Below are 14115 nucleotides of genomic sequence, written 5' to 3' on the forward strand. Positions count from 1 at the left end.
CCGCCTAGTGCGCGCAGGCCAGCGCCTCGACCACGTCTTCCAGCCGCGCCGGATCTCCCAGTGCGATGACGTGGCCGTCCGAACCCGCGTGCAAGGGATCGCCATTCCAGTCGGCCATGGTTCCGCCCGCGCCTTCGACGATCGGCACCAGCGCGGCCCAGTCGTGGAGCTTGAGGTTCGCCTCGCAGACCAAGTCGAGCTGGCCCGTGGCAAGCATGGCGTAATTGTAGCAATCGCCGCCCATGACCATGCGCTTGTGATCAGTTTTCGCAGCAAGGCCCATGAAGTGGCCGCCATCATGGTCGTCGAAATAATGCGGCCCGGTCGTCGCCAGCGTCGCGTCCGACAGTTCGCGGCATACCCGCGTCTGCACCGGCTTTCCGTTTAGCGTAGTCCGTTTGCCCATGGCGCCAACCCAGCGCTCCCCGGTGATGGGCTGGTCGAGCACGCCGAGCACCGGAAATCCTTCGACCACCAGCGCGATCAGCGTGCCGAAGATCGGGCGTCCGGCCAGAAAACCCGCTGTTCCATCGATCGGATCGAGCACCCAGCTTCGTCCCGACGAACCGGCGGTCGAACCGAATTCCTCGCCAATGATGGTGTCCCGCGGCACCTCAGCCGTCAGAATACGCCGCATCGCCTCTTCGGCTGCACGGTCAGCCAGGGTTACCGGCGTCGAATCGCCCTTCCGCTCGGCTGCTACGGTGCGGAAGTGCGGGCGAATGGCCTCCGCCGCAGCGTCGGCAAGGCGCATGGCAAGGGCGATATCGTTTTCAAGCTTCATGCCTTGGCTCTGCCTGCTTTGGGCCAATACGGTCAACCCGCAGAACATGAATCGTCATTGGACAAATGCGGCTGCGCAATTTTAAGGAAGCCGTGACAAACCGCACGCAGGGAAGATTCTAGGGGCGCTAAATCTGCGTGCACCGATTGTCTTGGGGGCACGCTAGATGAGTCGCAGCAACAGGCCAGGCGTTGATCGCGCGATAGTCTCGCCGATCGCCACGCGCGATGGCCAGCCGATTTCCTACAGCCGGGCACCAGCCGCGGACCTCGATCGCTGGATCGGAAGGCTCTATGTAACGATCGTCGGGACCCCGCCCGAACACCGCCTCGACTGCGGACTGTTGAGCGATTTCGCGTGCATCCGCATCCAGTTGCGGGGCAAGTGGGAAGCCACCACGGCCGATGGCGTGCGTACGTCTCAGCGTGCCGCAATGCTGTTTGGCCCGCATTCCCGTCGGATGCCGATCAGTGTCACCGGCAGTTTTGTCAGCATCGGCATCTTCCTGCGGCCGGGCGTGTGCCATGCGCTGCGCGGACCCGAGATCGCAACGCTGACCGACAGGCTGGCGACGTTTGCCGAACTGGAAATGCCGGAGCAGCGCTGGCTGGACATGTTCGATCCCGATGGTTCCCCGGAAGACTGGGTTCAGGCGATGGAATGCGAGATGCGCAGTCTGATTGCGGATCGCGCCGTGCGCGAGCCTGATCCGATTTCCGCCCGCTTCGAAGCCGCTGCATTTGCCGATCCTACGGTCAGCATTGCACGATTGGCGGAAAATCTTGGGGTGACACAGCGTCGGCTGGAACGCATCGCCCGCCGCGATTTCGGCATGCCGCCCAAACAGGTTCTCAGGCGTGCGCGCGCTCTCGACATGGCCAGCCACCTTCGCGGCGTGGCCGACCACGACGAAGCCGAATCGATTGCCCTGCGCTATTACGATCAGAGCCACCTTATCCGCGAGTTCACCGCGCTGTTCGGAATGAGTCCGCGCCAGTTCGTGGAGCGTCCCCAACCGCTGATGACGCTGGGCCTGGAAACACGACAGGCGCGCAGGCTTGAGGAAATTCGCAGGCTGGAACCGGGCGAGGTCAAGCCCTGGGAGTAAGCGGCATTGCGTGGCTTCGCTTCACCGCCTAGGCCAGAGGCATGGCCAGGGCTGACCGTCTCGAACGTCTCGACAAACGCCGCTCCGAAATGGAAGCGGACTATCGCGCTGCGCTGATCGAAGCGCTTGAAGTGACTGCAGCGGGCAAATGGGGCCTGTTCGATCACAACGCTGACAAGATCATGCGCGCCGCGACCGCGCCGATTATCGACAACCTCATCGAGCTTGCCGACGAGATCGCACAAGCACGGGAGGCCTTGTTCATGGAGCCGTTCGCGCTCCATGACGAGTTCATGGCATCACGCGGCAAGCCTCCGGCCAACGCCGTGGGCGAGCCGAAGCAGGCTCGCGCATGGCTGGAACGCTTAAAGCGGCAGGATTAGTCGAACAGGCTGGAGACCGAGCTTTCATCGGCAATGCGACGCACTGCCTCGCCGATCAGCGGAGCGATCGTCAGCACGCGGATGCGATCGGAAGCGGCGGTCGCTTCCGTCGGCATGATCGTGTCGGTGATGACCAGTTCCTTGAGCGCCGAGTTGCTGACGCGCGCAACCGCGCCGCCCGAAAGCACGCCGTGGGTGATGTAGGCCGAAACGCCTGCAGCGCCCGCATCCATCAGCGCCTGCGCCGCGTTGCACAGGGTGCCGCCCGAATCGATGATGTCATCGATCAGGATGCACATGCGGCCCTTCACGTCGCCGATGATGTTCATGACTTCGGACTGGCCGGGGCGGTCACGACGCTTGTCGACGATGGCGAGCGGGGCATTGTTGAGGCGCTTGGCCAGCGAACGCGCCCGAACGACGCCGCCGACGTCTGGCGAAACGACCATCAGTTCCTGCGTGCCATAGCGGGTCTGGATGTCGGCAGCCATGACCGGCGCTGCAAACAGGTTGTCGGTCGGGATATCGAAGAAGCCCTGGATCTGGCCAGCGTGAAGATCCACCGCCAGCACGCGATCGGCACCGGCCTGCGTGATCAGGTTGGCCACGAGCTTGGCCGAAATCGGTGTGCGCGGGCCGGGCTTGCGGTCCTGGCGGGCATAACCGAAGTAGGGGACGACCGCCGTGATGCGCTTTGCCGAGGCACGGCGCAGTGCGTCGATGCAGATCAGCAGTTCCATGAGGTTGTCGTTCGCCGGGTAGCTGGTCGACTGGACGACGAAGACGTCCTCGCCACGGACGTTTTCGTGAATTTCCACGAAAACTTCCTCGTCAGCGAAGCGGCGCACGCTGGCGTCGGTCAGCGGCATTTCGAGATAAGCCGAAATGGCGCGGGCGAGCGGCAGGTTCGAGTTGCCGGCCATGATCTTCATTGCGTGCGATTCCCTCGGATTCGATCCCCAACGCGCCCTTAGCCCATGATGACAGCTTTGCAACTCTTGGCAGCCATGGGCGTTGCCGCCCAGCGAACAGTCCCTTAGGAGTCGGGCCATGGCCGATACGCTCCGCATCACTCTCGCCCAGCTCAACCAGTCGGTTGGCGACCTTGCCGCAAACGTCGCGGCCATGCTTGCCGTGCGCGAGAGCAATCCGGATTCCGACCTGATCGTCTATCCGGAACTGATGCTGATCGGATATCCGCCGGAAGACCTGATCATGAAGCCGGCCCTGATCGAGCGGGCCGCCACCGAACTCGAGAAACTCGCCAAGGTCACCGCAGACGGCGGCCCCGCGATGCTCGTCGGCTCGGTATTCGTCCGCGATGGTGATCTGCACAATGGCGTCGCCCTGCTCGAAGGCGGACGCATCGCAGCCACCCGCTTCAAGTACGAGCTGCCCAACTACGGCACCTTCGACGAAAAGCGCTATTTCATGCCGGGCCCCTTGCCGGAGCCGGTCCTGTTCAAGGGCGCAATGCTCGGCCTGCCGATCTGCGAGGACATCTGGCACCCCGACGTCTGCCGCCACCTGGCCGACCTTGGCGCGGAAATCTTCATCTGCATCAACGGCAGCCCTTACGAGATCGACAAGGACGTCCTGCGCATCGACGGCGTTGCCAAGCGCCGCGCGATCGATACCGGCATTCCGCTGGCCTACCTCAACCGCGTCGGCGGGCAGGACGAGATCGTGTTTGATGGCGCCAGCTTCGTCGTCGGCCCGAAGGTGCGCTGTGGGTGCAGATGCCGGACTGGGAAGAATCGGTCGTTACCACCGTCTGGACGCAGACCGCAGTTGGCTCCGGCTCGCGCTGGCGCTGCGAGCCCGGCGTTGACCACGAACTCGCCGAGCACCCCGAAGACATCTACTGCGCAATGGTCATGGCCCTGCGCGACTATGTGAACAAGAATCGCTTCCCCGGAGTCGTGCTCGGCCTGTCCGGCGGCATCGATTCGGCGATCTGCGCTGCCATTGCGGTGGATGCGCTTGGCGCGGACCGCGTTTGGTGCGTGATGATGCCGAGCCGTTACACCTCGCAGGAGAGCCTCGAGGATGCCGAAGGCTGCGCCAACATGCTGGGCGTCCGGCTCGACACCGTGCCGATCGCCCCGGCTGTCGATGCCTTCGACGCCATGCTCGCCCCGGTCTTTACCGGCAAGCAGCCCGACCTGACCGAAGAAAACATCCAGTCGCGCATTCGTGGCGTGACGTTGATGGCCCTGTCGAACAAGTTCGGCCCGATGCTGGTCACCACCGGTAACAAGAGCGAGATGAGCGTCGGTTATGCCACGATCTATGGCGACATGAACGGCGGCTACAACCCGCTGAAAGACGCCTACAAGACGACCGTCTTTGCAGTCTCCGAATGGCGCAACGCGCATCGCCCCAAGATCGGCCTCGGTCCTGACGGTCCGGTGATGCCGCAGCGGATCATCACCAAACCACCAAGCGCAGAGTTGCGCCCGGACCAGAAGGATTCGGACTCCCTGCCCCCTTACGACGTGCTCGACGCGATCCTGCAGGGGCTGGTGGAGAACGAGAAAAGCGTCGACCAGATCGTGGCAGAGGGTTTCGACCGCGCGACGGTCAGCCGCATCGAACGGCTGCTCAACATCGCCGAATACAAGCGCCGCCAGGCCCCCCGGCGTGAAGCTGGGCGCGCGCAACTATGGCCGCGACAGACGCTATCCGATAACCCACGGCTTCCGAACCGGAACCTGACATGCTCCGTCCCGTAGTTGTTTTGTCATTCAACTATCTGGGAATATTCACGAATGCGGAAAAGCTCCCGCCTGAAGGGTAGCGGCTATCTCGTGTCGAGTATGAGCGTCGTGCTGCTCGGAGTGCCAGCGCTCAAGTCTGCCAAGGATGAGCCTTTGATGCTCGCTTTCATGCTGACCGGGATGCTGCTGTCGATCGTCGGGATGGCCCTTCGCTGGCGATCCCACCGCGTAGCCGCGTCGAAAGAGTAATTGCGAACGATTCGCATTGACCTGAGGCATCCCCATGCTAACTTGCGAATCGTTCGCAAGAAAGGATGCGCAATGCCTGCAGGCCAGTCCTCCACCCGCTTCTCCGTCCTGATCGATAGTCTGGCCCGCCCGCAGGACGTGCGCGGCCTTTCACTGAAGGGTTTGCACGTGACCATGGCGATGCGCCTGTGCGCACTGTTCGAAGCGTCTGGCCGCGATCCCGTACCCGACCTTGCCCAGCGCTACCGCTCCATCGAAGCGGCCTGCGCCGTCCATGGACTGGTGCAGACGATCAAGCAGGTCTGGCCCGAACCGTTCATGGTCAACCGCCCCTGCTGCCTTGCCATGACCCCGGACGAGACGACGCTGGCCGCCCTCGCCCGCGCCGCCGTTTCCGGCAAGCGCGAGGCCTTTTCGGACGCGATCACCGGCTTCGTCCGCGCCGACCGCCACGAAGCGCTCTACAACGCGACGATCCACGCCGTTGCCCTGATACCGTAACCGCCAGCCTTCCCCTTGCAGCAGCGGCGCGCTAGGGCAGCGCGCATGACAACGGTAACCCGCTTCGCCCCCTCGCCCACCGGCAAGCTCCACGTCGGCAACGTTCGCACTGCACTCCACAACTGGCTCCTGGCGAAGAAGACCGGCGGCAAGTTCATGCTGCGCATCGACGATACCGATGCCGAGCGCAGCCGCGAAGAGCACGTCGAATCCATCCGTGCCGACCTTGCCTGGCTTGGCCTGACCTACGACGGCGAGGAGCGCCAATCGCTGCGCACCGAACTCTACGAACGCGAGTTCCAGCGTCTGGTCGAGGCCGGTCGCATCTACCGCGCTTACGAGACTGCGCAGGAACTGGATCTCAAGCGCAAGATCCTGCTCGGCCGAGGCCTGCCGCCGATCTACGATCGCGCAGCGCTCAAGCTGACCGAAGCTGACCACGAGGCGAGAGCCGCTGCAGGCGAGACGCCGCATTGGCGCTTCCTGCTCGATCACGACCAGCCGATTGCGTGGGAGGACGGCATTCGCGGCCCTCAGAACTTCGACCCGCGCCAGATGTCGGACCCGGTGATCCGCCGCGCCGACGGTTCGTGGCTCTACATGCTGCCCTCGGCGATCGACGACATTGCCATGGGCATAACCGACGTGCTGCGCGGCGAGGATCACGTCTCCAACACCGCCACGCAGATCCAGATGTTCACCGCGCTCGGCGCCCAGCCTCCCCGTTTTGCCCATGAAGCGCTGCTGACCGGCAGCGAAGGCAAACTGTCCAAGCGCCTCGGCGCCTTGGGCATGGCCGATTTCCGCGAACAGGGTATCGAGCCTGAGGCGATCGTCGCCCTGCTCGCACGCCTTGGCACGTCCGACCCGGTCGATCCGTCACTCGATGCCAATGCGCTGGCGGAAAGCTTCGACCTGTCCCGCTTCGGCCGCGCGCCCGCCCGCTTCGACGAGGCCGACCTCCACCGCGTCAACGCCCAGATCGTCCACCGGCTACCCTATGCCCGCGTCGCCCACCTTCTGCCCGAAGGCATGGGCGAAACCGCATGGGATGCCATCCGCCCCAACCTCGCCCATATCGACGAGGCGAAGGACTGGTGGCAAGTCGTGACCGGCCCGGTCGCAGCGCCGGCCTTCGACGAGGAAACCCGCGCCTATCTGTCCGAAGCAGCGAAGGTTGCCACGACGCTGGACTGGTCTGCCGAACCGTGGCGCGCCCTGACCGCTGCCCTCAAGGACAGGACCGGCCGCAAGGGCAAGGCACTGTTCCTGCCGCTGCGCCAGGCCCTTACCGGCCACGACCACGGCCCGAAATGGCCGCCCTCCTGCCGCTCATCGCGCAGGATGAAGCGGTGCGACGGCTCTCGGCCTGACATGGAAAAGGGGCGGCAGCCCTTCGGCCCCGCCCCTCTTTTCCTGATCAGCAGTCCGATCAGGCAGCGACGACGCTGGCCTTGCGGATCACGCCCGGGTTTGCCGGCGGCTCGCCCTTGGGCAGCGCGTCGATCAGGTCCATGCCGCTCTCGACCTGGCCCCACACGGTGTACTGCTTGTCGAGGAAGCGTGCATCGTCGAAGCAGATGAAGAACTGGCTGTTGGCCGAGTGCGGATAGCTGGTGCGCGCCATCGAGCACACGCCGCGCACGTGCGGTTCGTCGTTGAATTCAGCCTTGAGGTCAGGCTTGCTCGAACCGCCCATGCCGGTGCCCTGCGGGCAGCCGCCCTGCGCCATGAAGCCGGGGATCACGCGGTGGAACTTCACGCCGTCGTAGAAGCCTTCGTTCGCCAATTCCTTGATGCGCTCGACATGGCCGGGAGCCAGATCGGGGCGCAGCTTGATCACAACGTCGCCGGAATCGAGCGTGAGGACCAGTTTTTCGTCAGCCATTAGTCGCAATCCTTGCTTGTTTGCGCGCCGATATAAGGCTTGCGAAAAGAAAGTCACGCATAGGTCTGCTAGGCGGTTGCAATTGACGCCTCAGCCGGTAACCCGCGCCTATGGAGCGCGACGACGACATCATCGACAGCCTGCTCCCCGACGTGGACGAAGCGCCCGCGCCGGCCGAACCCTCGCGCAATTCTGAAAGCCTCGACGAGGAAGACAACACTCTCCGCCCCGGCTTCGTCCGCCGCGTCGCCGAAGCGCTCGAGGCCGGTGACGACGAGACCGTCTACAACCTCGTCGAACCGCTCCACCCGGCAGACATCGCCGACCTTTTCGAGCTGATCGACCAGGACGACCGCGTCAAGCTTGCGCGTGCGATCAATGACTTGCTCGGCGGCGAGGTCATCGCCGAGCTTAACGACTACGTCCGCGAATACCTCGTCGAGGAGCTCGAGCCCGAGGAAGTCGCCGACCTAGCCGAGCAGATGGAGACGGACGACGCCGTCGCCCTGATCGAGGACCTTGACGAGGAAGACCAGCAGGCCGTCCTTGCCGAGATGGAGCCGGAAGATCGCGCCGCGATCGAATCCGCGCTGTCCTATCCGGAAGAAACCGCCGGCCGCCTGATGAGCCGCGATCTGATCGCGGTGCCCGAGGCGATGACGGTGGGCGATTTGATCGACTACCTGCGCCGCGACGACGAACTGCCCACCGAATTCTGGGAAGTGTTCATCGTCGATCACAAGCACCACCCGGTCGGCACCTGCAGCCTCAGCTGGATACTGCGCGCGCCGCGCAGCGTGCCGCTGGCCGACGTGATGAAGCGCGACCAGACGCTGATCCCGGTCTCGATGGATCAGGAAGAGGTTGCGCTGCGCTTCCAGAAGTACGCGCTGATTTCGGCGGCGGTTGTGGACGAGAGCGGCCGCCTCGTCGGCCAGATCACCGTCGACGATATCGTCCACATCATTCAGGAAGAGGCGAGCGAGGACATCCTGCGCCTGTCCGGTGCCGGCGATGGCGACATCAACGAGCCGATCCTGCTCACCGTTCGCACGCGCCTGACGTGGCTGGTGGTCAACCTCGGTACGGCGCTGGTCGCCGCCTCTGTCGTCGGCATGTTCCAGGGGGCGATCGCGCGCTTTGCCCTGCTCGCGGTGCTGATGCCGATCGTGTCGGGGATGGGTGGCAATGCCGGAACGCAGACGCTGGCCGTGGTCGTGCGCGCGATTGCCACCAATCAGCTGACCAGTTCCAACACGATCCGCATGATCCTGCGCGAGTTGCGGATTGCCGCCACGAACGGTGCTGCGCTGGGCATCCTGATCGGTCTCGGCACGGGCCTGCTCTTCGCCAATCCCCTGCTCGGCGCGGTCATCGGCTCGGCCATGGTGATCAACAATCTGGTTGCCGGGCTCGCCGGAATCATGGTCCCGGTCACGCTTGATCGCCTCAAAGTGGATCCGGCTGTCTCTTCGGCCGTATTCGTGACCATGGCTACCGATGTCATGGGCTTCTTCTCGTTCCTCGGCCTCGCCGTGCTGAGCGGCCTTGCCTGATCCGGAAGAAGTTCATGCCCCTGCACATGACCAAAGTGGCCTACGGTGCCCAATCGCTGGCCGAGATCCATGAATGGTTCTCGGACACCGGTCGGCGCGGAGGGGCGAAAGTCGCCTACCTCACCACCCGCAACCGCCCCAAGCGCGCCGAGGAAATGATCGGCGGTTCGCTCTACTGGATCCACAAGCACCAGCTCGTCGCCCGCTCGGAAATCGTCGGGTTTGAGGAGGCCGAGGGCGGTCGCACCAACATCGTCGTCAGCACCAAGCTGATCGACGTCCACCCCAAGCCCCGCCGCGCACATCAGGGCTGGCGCTATCTCGAGCCAGCCGACGCGCCTGCAGACCTTGATGATGGCGAGGCGGGAGAAGTGCTGCCAGCACAGATTGCGTCCGAACTGGCAAAGCTTGGGCTGGTCTAAGCCATGCCCGCAGCTTCGCGCGCCAGCACCTTGCGGATCAAGTCGGCATAGACGTCCGGCTCCTGCGCGCCGGGACGATCAGCTTGCCGTTGATCACCACCGCCGGCACCCCAGTGACGTTCCAGTCCCAAGCCTGCCGCTCCTCGGCGGTAACGATCGCATCGATCTGCGGGTCAATCATCGCCTGTAGCGCATTGAGCCGGGGCAGGCCGACACTCTCGGCTACTTCCGCCAGCACTTCGGGATCCGACACATTGCGCCGCCCCTGGAAGTGGGCGTCAAACAGCGCGCGTTTCAGCGCCACTTGCAGGTCCGGCCCGAAATCGCGCAGGGCCCAGGTCAGCAACCGGTGCGCCATGCGCGTGTTCCACATCATCGCCGGTGGCGCTTCGCCATCGCCGGTATAGTCGAACGAATAGCCCGCGCGCTCGGCAGCCTGTCGCAAGGTTTCCCGTACGCCCGCCGATTGTTCGGCCGTACGGCCATACTTGCGCTGGATATGCGCGGCCTGCTCCTCGCCTTCCTCGGACATGTCAGGGTTCAGTTCGAACGGATGGAAGCGCACCGTGGCATCCACTTCGCCGTCCATGCTGGCCAGCGCCTTGTCGAGCTGACCCAGCCCGATCACGCACCACGGGCACATCACGTCCGACCAGATGTCGAGCGTGACCTTGCCGGGCGCGCTCATTGCGAGAGCCACCATTTGAGCAGGTGATGCGCGACTGCAAAGGGCGGCGGGGCAATGAACGCGCCGTCCTCGGCCCCCGTCATGGCGTAACGAACTTCTTCGCGGGTGAACCAGCGTGCGTCGTCGAGTTCGGTCACGTCGATGGTGATTCCACGCTGCGTGGTAAAGGCGTGGCAGGCGATCATCAGCGAGGACGGGAACGGCCAAGGCTGGCTGGCGACATAGCGCACTTCGTCCACCTTCACGCCCGCCTCTTCCAGCACCTCGCGCCGAACCGCGTCCTCAAGGCCCTCGCCCGGCTCCACAAAGCCCGCAAGTGCCGAATAGCGCCGAGGCGGGAAACGCGGCTGGCGGCCGAGCAGCAATTCGCCCTCGCACTCCACGGTCATGATCGTGACCGGATCGACGCGCGGGAAGTGCTCGCCCTTGCATGCCTCGTTCGTGCAAGTGCGTTGCCAGCCGCCCTTCGCGAGTTTCGTTGCAGACCCGCAGCGGGCGCAGAAACGATGCCGCGCGTGCCAGTCAACCAGGCTGCGCGCACCGCCGTAGATCGACAAGTCCCCCGGGGAGAGCGCTCCCATCGCCGCCCACAGTCTTGGGTTTGGCGGCGCAACGCTGCCCACGATCGCAGGCGTCACTTGGGCAAAGCACCCGCGCCCTTCCTCGCTGAGGCCGAGGAACACCAGTTCGGCTTCCGGATCGGCATCGGCCAGCGTGCCCCAGTCAAGCCCTCCGTCGGGCGAGATCACCGGGTCGATCCCTTCCAGCCGCAGCAGCCGCGCCCGCCAGTTCATCAGGCTGCCAAGCTTGTCGGCATCGCCCCGGATATGGTCAGCGCGGTCGAGCCCGCCGCCGGCAAAAGCAATCGTCGTATCCATCAGGCTGCGGCCTTCTTCCCCGTTACGTCAGCCAGCACGGCCTTCGCGAATTCCCTGTGCACCGGATAGGCTTCTGACGGCATGTACTGGGTATAGACTCCTGCACGCAGCCCGACCCGGTAATTGACGAAGCCTACCGTGCCTGCTGCACCAGCCCAGCCATAGGTTCCGGCATCCTCGCCCAAGCCCACCGAACCGCCTGCGCCAAAGCCGTTGCCCTTGATGAAGGCTTGCGACAGGTCAGTGCCCGCCGGCAGGAGGTTGCTGGTGCCGAGCCGCACTGCAGCTTCGCTTATCACCTGCCTGCCATCAATCCGGCCGAAGCCCAGCAGCATCCGCAGAAAACGGTCGTAGTCGCGAGGACTTGAAACCAGCCCTGCCCCGCCGAACGGATAGGGCGGCTGATCTAGATAGACCGAAGCCTTGCCCGGATCGATCGGCAGCAAGGCACCACCTACCGCAGCGTAGTTCGTGGTCAGCCGCCCGACCTCGCTCTCGGGCACGCGGAACCACGTCGAAGTCATGCCGCAAGGGGCAAACAGCCGCTCGGCCAGAAACACGTCGAAGGGCTTGCCCGAAGCCACTTCGATGACCCGCCCCATCAGGTCGAGCGCAACCGAGTAACTCCACACCGAACCCGGCTCATAAACCAGCGGCATCGTTGCCAGAACGTCGGCGAACTCGGCCAGACTGCCCAGCGGCTTGGGTGAATCCATGCCCGGCAGGCGCATCCGACTGGCCTGCCCCGGCACCAGCCCCGCGTTGACGTAGGCGTCCTTGATCGGGCCCTTCTGGATGATCGAATAGCCAAGCCCCGCAGTATGCGTCAGCAAGTGCCGCACCGTGATCTGCGTCTTGGCCGGACGCAGATCGGTCATCGAACCGTCGGGCGTGACCTGCACCTGCATCTTGCCGAATGCCGGCAGCAGGTCGGCAATCGGCTGGTCGAGCCGGAGCTTGCCTTCGTCCACCAGCATCATCGCCGCCATGCCGGTGATCGGCTTGGTCATCGAATAGATGCGGAACAGGCTGTCCATGTTCACCACTGGCGCCATCCCCTTGGCCAGAGTGCCACGGGCGATATCCATCGGCGCCTCGCTCGACCCCCAGCCGAGCGCCGCGATCATGCCCGGCAGCTTGCCTGAAGAGACATAGCCATCGAGCATTCCCGTCACAGTGGGAAAGCGCGCCTCCGCCGCGACGCTCGCCCATGCCATCCGCGGCAGAGCCATGCTTGCGGCGACCAAACCGAGCGACCCGATGAACCCGCGCCGCGAAACCGAAACCTGCTGCATTGCTCAGTCTGTCCTTCCAGCGACGGCCAGCCGCGCCGCCTTGGCGAACACGGTCGGCAATCCGGCAGCCTCGATTGTCTCGACCGGCCACCATTCTCCCTCCGGCAGACTAACCGCTTGCGGCTGAACCGGAAGCATCAATTGCAATTCGAGATCGAAATGCGTGAAGCCATGGCGGACCACCCCGCCCGGGCGCCACTCTCCCTCCAGGCCGTCCGGACCGTCGCCCTTGGCTGACCAGCCATCGTCCGGAAGCGCCCGCATCCCGCCCAGCATCCCGCGCCCGGGCCGACGCACCAGCAGGACCTTGCCCTCGCGCTCCACCCAATAGGCCCTACCGGTTCGCAGCGGCTTGGCCTTCTTCGCAGCCTTCACCGGCAGCCGCTCGGGCGAACCTTGCGCGTAACCACGGCATCCCTCGCGCAATGGACACAGCAGGCAGCGCGGAGATCTGGCGGTGCAGATCGTTGCGCCCAGATCCATCATCCCTTGCGCGAAATCTCCGGCGCGCTCCTCGGGCGTCACCTGCCCGGCGGCAAAACGGATCGCCGCCTTGCCCGCAGGCAGCGGCTCGTCGATCGCGAACAGCCGCGCCACCACCCGCTCGACATTGGCATCGACCACCACCGCGCGCCGCCCGAACGCAATCGCGGCCACGGCAGCAGCTGTGTATTCGCCCAGCCCAGGCAATTCGCGCAAACCGGCTTCCGTATCGGGAAAACGCCCGCCCCTTGCCGCCACGGCCCGCGCACAGGCCAGGAGATTGCGCGCGCGGGCATAGTAGCCCAGCCCCGCCCACGCCGCCATCACGTCGCCGTCGTCTGCTGCCGCAAGATCGGCCACCGTCGGCCAGACTTGGGTGAACTTCGAAAAGTACGGCCCCACCGCCGCCACCGTAGTCTGCTGCAGCATGACCTCGGACAGCCACACCTTGTAGGGGTCCTGCCGCTCCTCACCCGGCAAACGTCGCCACGGCAGGCGGCGCGCGTTGGCATCGTACCACGCAAGCAGCAACGGGGCGATTGCCTCCGGATCGAATGACTTTGCGGCTTCCTCTCTGGCTTGCATCGCACACCTATGGCATGGCGCGAAGCGATATGGAAAGCACCCCTTCGGACGCGCCGAAACGCAAGAGCACCCGGTCGACGAAGACCGAGGCGGGCAAGCTCTATGAGCGTCCGCGCGGCGGCGAAGCGCGCCAGATCGCCGATCTCATGCCCGCCATCGGCCGCACCGCCTTCCGCCGCTTCGGCTTCGTGCAATCGAGCGTGGTAACCCGCTGGCCCGAGATCGTGGGCGAGCGTCACGCCCGCCACTGCATGCCCGAATCGATCCGCTTTCCCCCGGGCGAGAAGTCCGAAGGCATCCTGCAACTGGTCGTCAGCCCGGCGCACGCTCCGCTGATCCAGCACGTCACGCCCGAGATCATTGACCGCGTGAACCGCTTTTTCGGCTACAATGCCGTGGCCAAGGTGAAGATACGGCAAGGCGCCGTTCAGGCGCCAAAGCCCAAGGAGGCACCGCGCGCGGCACCTCCCTCGCTGAAGCCGATACCGATGGAACTGGGGGATTCGCTGCGCGATATCGGCGATCCCGAACTGCGCACCGTGCTGGAATCGCTGGCGCGCAGTCTGGATAGTGCA

Annotated in this window: 13 protein-coding genes and 3 pseudogenes; 9 read left to right on the plus strand and 7 right to left on the minus strand. The window is 64.7% G+C overall.

The window, feature by feature from the left end:
• Window positions 1–4 precede the first annotated feature (4 nt).
• The gene (locus C7W88_RS01235; protein WP_118072206.1) at window positions 5–784 is read right to left on the minus strand and encodes an inositol monophosphatase family protein; all 780 of its coding nucleotides are present in this window, start codon (window positions 782–784) and stop codon (window positions 5–7) included.
• Window positions 785–950: 166 nt separating this feature from the next.
• On the opposite strand from C7W88_RS01235, the gene C7W88_RS01240 reads away from it, so the two are divergent.
• Both C7W88_RS01240 and C7W88_RS01245 read left to right on the plus strand, forming a co-directional pair.
• Entirely contained in the window at window positions 951–1892 is a 942-nt protein-coding gene (locus tag C7W88_RS01240; protein ID WP_118072207.1) for a helix-turn-helix domain-containing protein, read from the plus strand.
• Between the two features lie 41 nt (window positions 1893–1933).
• The gene (locus tag C7W88_RS01245) at window positions 1934–2275 is read left to right on the plus strand and encodes a hypothetical protein (RefSeq protein ID WP_118072208.1); all 342 of its coding nucleotides are present in this window, start codon (window positions 1934–1936) and stop codon (window positions 2273–2275) included.
• On the opposite strand, the gene C7W88_RS01250 is transcribed toward C7W88_RS01245, so the two are convergent.
• Window positions 2272–3207, minus strand: a complete 936-nt coding sequence (locus C7W88_RS01250) for a ribose-phosphate pyrophosphokinase (protein ID WP_118072209.1) — start codon at window positions 3205–3207, stop codon at window positions 2272–2274. The two genes, C7W88_RS01245 and C7W88_RS01250, sit on opposite strands and share 4 nt — an antisense overlap.
• Before the next feature lie 118 nt (window positions 3208–3325).
• Between C7W88_RS01250 and C7W88_RS01255 the strand changes: the two are divergent.
• From C7W88_RS01255 to gltX, 4 genes and pseudogenes are all read left to right on the plus strand, one after another.
• A pseudogene (locus tag C7W88_RS01255) lies at window positions 3326–4993 on the plus strand (NAD+ synthase).
• Between the two features lie 53 nt (window positions 4994–5046).
• A complete protein-coding gene (locus C7W88_RS01260; RefSeq protein ID WP_118072210.1) occupies window positions 5047–5244 on the plus strand; it encodes a hypothetical protein in 198 nt (65 codons plus the stop codon).
• Between the two features lie 72 nt (window positions 5245–5316).
• Window positions 5317–5745, plus strand: a complete 429-nt coding sequence (locus C7W88_RS01265; RefSeq protein WP_118072211.1) for a hypothetical protein — start codon at window positions 5317–5319, stop codon at window positions 5743–5745.
• 45 nt (window positions 5746–5790) lie between these two features.
• Window positions 5791–7118: pseudogene (gene gltX / locus C7W88_RS01270) on the plus strand (glutamate--tRNA ligase).
• Window positions 7119–7177: 59 nt separating this feature from the next.
• Here gltX and C7W88_RS01275 read toward each other — a convergent pair.
• Window positions 7178–7633, minus strand: a complete 456-nt coding sequence (locus C7W88_RS01275) for a peptidylprolyl isomerase (protein ID WP_118072212.1) — start codon at window positions 7631–7633, stop codon at window positions 7178–7180.
• Window positions 7634–7743: 110 nt separating this feature from the next.
• Between C7W88_RS01275 and mgtE the strand changes: the two genes are divergently transcribed.
• Window positions 7744–9189, plus strand: coding sequence for a magnesium transporter (mgtE, locus tag C7W88_RS01280; RefSeq protein WP_118072213.1), 1446 nt, complete (start codon window positions 7744–7746; stop codon window positions 9187–9189).
• A gap of 14 nt (window positions 9190–9203) precedes the next feature.
• Window positions 9204–9611: a DUF1489 domain-containing protein gene (locus tag C7W88_RS01285; protein WP_118072214.1), complete on the plus strand. Its 408-nt coding sequence runs from the start codon at window positions 9204–9206 to the stop codon at window positions 9609–9611.
• 37 nt (window positions 9612–9648) lie between these two features.
• On the opposite strand, the gene C7W88_RS01290 is transcribed toward C7W88_RS01285, so the two are convergent.
• From C7W88_RS01290 to C7W88_RS01305, 4 genes are read right to left on the minus strand one after another with little or no spacing between them, the layout of a single operon-like run.
• The gene (locus tag C7W88_RS01290; RefSeq protein ID WP_370073164.1) at window positions 9649–10299 is read right to left on the minus strand and encodes a DsbA family oxidoreductase; all 651 of its coding nucleotides are present in this window, start codon (window positions 10297–10299) and stop codon (window positions 9649–9651) included.
• Window positions 10296–11177, minus strand: a complete 882-nt coding sequence (gene nudC / locus C7W88_RS01295) for an NAD(+) diphosphatase (protein ID WP_205525232.1) — start codon at window positions 11175–11177, stop codon at window positions 10296–10298. The genes C7W88_RS01290 and nudC overlap by 4 nt, the downstream gene beginning before the upstream one ends.
• Window positions 11177–12472 carry a serine hydrolase gene (locus tag C7W88_RS01300; RefSeq protein ID WP_118072216.1) on the minus strand — a complete coding sequence of 432 codons (1296 nt, stop codon included), beginning with the start codon at window positions 12470–12472 and terminating at the stop codon, window positions 11177–11179. Before C7W88_RS01300 ends, nudC begins: the two co-directional genes overlap by 1 nt.
• Window positions 12473–12475: 3 nt before the next feature.
• Window positions 12476–13540, minus strand: a complete 1065-nt coding sequence (locus C7W88_RS01305) for an A/G-specific adenine glycosylase (RefSeq protein WP_118072217.1) — start codon at window positions 13538–13540, stop codon at window positions 12476–12478.
• A gap of 29 nt (window positions 13541–13569) precedes the next feature.
• Here C7W88_RS01305 and C7W88_RS01310 point away from each other — a divergent pair.
• Window positions 13570–14109, plus strand: a pseudogene (locus C7W88_RS01310) (DUF721 domain-containing protein); the annotation flags it as partial.
• Window positions 14110–14115 lie beyond the last annotated feature (6 nt).

The organism is Novosphingobium sp. THN1, assembly GCF_003454795.1.
Lineage (GTDB): Bacteria > Pseudomonadota > Alphaproteobacteria > Sphingomonadales > Sphingomonadaceae > Novosphingobium.